We start from the raw sequence: 3,152 nt of genomic DNA, 5'->3' as shown, positions 1-3,152 counted from the left end.
TGGGAGTCTTGATTGCCTGTATCATGGCGGTGCTTATGGACAGTCTGACTTGGCTCAATGATCTTATCTACCCTATGATGGTGGTTGTTCAGACCATTCCGACCATTGCTATAGCCCCTATCCTGGTCTTGTGGCTAGGCTATGGAATTTTGCCCAAGATTGTCTTGATTATCCTGACGACAACCTTCCCTATCATCGTCAGTATTTTGGATGGATTTAGGCATTGTGACAAGGATATGCTGACCTTGTTTAGTCTGATGCGAGCCAAGCCCTGGCAAATCCTGTGGCATTTTAAAATCCCGGTCAGCCTGCCTTACTTTTATGCAGGTCTGAGGGTCAGTGTCTCCTACGCCTTTATCACAACCGTGGTGTCCGAGTGGCTAGGAGGTTTTGAAGGTCTTGGTGTTTATATGATTCAGTCTAAAAAACTGTTTCAGTATGATACCATGTTTGCCATTATTATTCTGGTGTCGATTATCAGCCTTTTGGGTATGAAGTTGGTCGATATTAGTGAAAAATATGTGATTAAATGGAAACGTCCCTAAGATAAGGATGTTTTAGAAAAAGAAAAGAGGAAATGAAGATGAAGAAAACATGGAAAGCGTTTTTAACGCTTGTGACAGCTCTTGTAGCTGTCGTGCTGGTGGCTTGTGGTCAAGGGACTGCTTCTAAGGACAATAAAGAAGCAGAACTCAAGAAGATTGACTTTATCCTAGACTGGACGCCAAATACTAACCACACAGGGCTTTATGTTGCTAAGGAAAAAGGTTATTTCAAAGAAGCTGGAGTGGATGTTGACTTGAAATTGCCACCAGAAGAAAGCTCATCTGACTTGGTGATCAATGGCAAGGCACCATTTGCCATCTATTTCCAAGACTACATGGCTAAAAAATTGGAAAAAGGAGCAGGAATCACTGCCGTTGCTGCTATCGTAGAACATAATACATCAGGAATCATCTCTCGTAAATCTGACAATGTTAGCAGTCCAAAGGACTTGGTTGGGAAGAAATACGGTACTTGGAATGATCCAACGGAGCTAGCTATGTTGAAAACATTAGTAGAATCACAAGGTGGAGACTTTGAGAAGGTCGAAAAAGTACCAAACAACGACTCAAACTCGATCACACCGATTGCCAATGGCGTCTTTGACACTGCTTGGATCTACTACGGTTGGGATGGTATCCTTGCCAAATCGCAAGGCGTAGATGCTAACTTCATGTACTTGAAAGACTATGTCAAGGAGTTTGACTACTACTCACCAGTTATCATCGCAAATAACGACTATCTAAAAGACAACAAAGAAGAAGCTCGCAAAGTCATCCAAGCTATCAAAAAAGGCTACCAATATGCTATGGAACACCCAGAAGAAGCTGCAGATATTCTCATCAAGAATGCACCTGAACTCAAGGAAAAACGTGACTTTGTCATCGAATCTCAAAAATACTTGTCAAAAGAATACGCAAGCGACAAGGAAAAATGGGGACAATTTGACGCAGCTCGCTGGAATGCTTTCTACAAATGGGATAAAGAAAATGGTATCCTTAAAGAAGATTTGACAGACAAAGGCTTCACTAACGAATTTGTAAAATAATGACAGAAATTAGACTAGAACACGTAAGCTATGCCTATGGCGATGAAAAGATTTTAGAAGATATCAACCTGCAGGTGACTTCAGGTGAAGTAGTTTCTATCCTGGGACCTAGTGGTGTTGGGAAGACCACCCTATTTAACCTAATCGCTGGGATTTTAGAAGTCCAGTCTGGGCGAATTATCCTTGATAGCGAGGCAAATCCTAAGGGGCGCGTGAGTTATATGTTGCAAAAGGATCTCCTCTTGGAGCACAAGACAGTGCTTGGCAATATCATACTGCCCCTCTTGATTCAAAAGGTGGATAAGGCAGAGGCTATTGCCCGAGCGGATGACATCCTTGCGACCTTCCAGTTGACAGCGGTACGGGACAAGTATCCTCACGAACTCAGCGGAGGGATGCGCCAGCGTGTAGCCTTGCTTCGGACCTATCTTTTTGGGCACAAGCTCTTTCTCTTGGATGAGGCCTTTAGCGCCTTGGATGAGATGACCAAGATGGAACTTCATGCTTGGTATCTGGAAATTCACAAACAGCTACAGCTGACGACCCTCATCATCACGCATAGTATCGAAGAGGCCCTCAATCTCAGCGACCGCATCTATATCTTGAAAAATCGTCCTGGGCAGATTGTTTCAGAAATTAAACTAGATTGGTCTGGAGACGAGGACAAGGAAGTCCAAAAGATTGCCTACAAACGACAAATATTAGCAGAATTGGGATTAAATACGTAGCCTTTTAGGAAATTAGAATATATTAAATACAAGCGAAATCCTTGCTTGTATTTTTTATTTCAAAGCTGATGAACATGCATGATTAGGCTTAATATTTAAAGAAATGGTAAGTTAATATAAAAATAAATAAATTTTAGTTGACATTTTGTAATGGAACTGTATAATATAATTGAACCATTATAGATAATAAGGAGGATAATGTGGTGAAAAAGAGAACTAGCAAACTCTTTCATGGCTTGATGGCCTTGCTGCTGGTTGTGTCGGTCTTTTTGCCTGCACTTAAAGTTAGCAATGTTGTTAAAGCGGAGGAACTACCAGCGAGCAGTTACACAATGAAAACTGTTTCAAAAATCAACAATAACAAACTTGTTGATGGCGCTAAGTACGGGGAAGGTAAATTCTATCTTCAACCAACTTATAGTTTCCCAAATGATGTAACCCTCAAAGATGGGGATTACATGGTGTATCATGTTCCAAACGAATTTAAAATTGAAAAAGATTCTACTACGGAATTGAAAGCACCAGATGGGCAAACAACTATTGCTGAATTGACAACTAGTAAAGCAGATAACACAGCTACTGTCAAAGTGACAAATGCTGCTTACTTTGCTAATTTGTCAGAGAACAAGGAGATTACTGCCCTGTTTACAGTCGTTTGGGCAGATAGTGTTAAACTAAACACTCCTTATCAAATTAATATCCCAGGTGACCAAGTTTACACTTTGACTCGTATCGTCCCAGATGATGACCCAACTGGATTTACTAAATGGGGAGTTCAAGACTCAGACGATCCTAACTATGTAAACTGGCGTATCCGTGTTAACCGCTATGCA

Annotated in this window: 4 protein-coding genes; all 4 read left to right on the top strand. The window is 41.2% G+C overall.

What is annotated here, in order from left to right:
• Nucleotides 1-545, top strand: a 545-nt coding sequence (locus GMD4S_RS07575) for an ABC transporter permease (protein ID WP_000485480.1), incomplete at its 5' end; no start/stop codon positions are given.
• 38 nt (nt 546-583) lie between these two features.
• Entirely contained in the window at nt 584-1,591 is a 1,008-nt protein-coding gene (locus GMD4S_RS07570) for an ABC transporter substrate-binding protein (RefSeq protein ID WP_000754523.1), read from the top strand.
• On the top strand, nt 1,591-2,319 hold the full coding sequence (locus tag GMD4S_RS07565) for an ABC transporter ATP-binding protein (protein WP_000136201.1): 729 nt from the start codon (nt 1,591-1,593) through the stop codon (nt 2,317-2,319). Before GMD4S_RS07570 ends, GMD4S_RS07565 begins: the two co-directional genes overlap by 1 nt.
• A 203-nt stretch (nt 2,320-2,522) precedes the next feature.
• A partial coding sequence (locus GMD4S_RS07560; protein ID WP_008289475.1) for an Ig-like domain-containing protein occupies nt 2,523-3,152 on the top strand: 630 nt, incomplete at its 3' end.

The sequence above is a fragment of the Streptococcus sp. GMD4S genome, from assembly GCF_000296955.1.
The sequence above is the reverse complement of the archived record's forward strand: the minus strand, read 5'-3'. Positions and strand labels throughout refer to the sequence as shown.

Coding starts and splice junctions, on each gene's coding strand:
- GMD4S_RS07570 (WP_000754523.1), top strand. CDS start 584: ATGAAGAAAACATGGAAAGCGTTTTTAACGCTTGTGACAGCTCTTGTA.
- GMD4S_RS07565 (WP_000136201.1), top strand. CDS start 1,591: ATGACAGAAATTAGACTAGAACACGTAAGCTATGCCTATGGCGATGAA.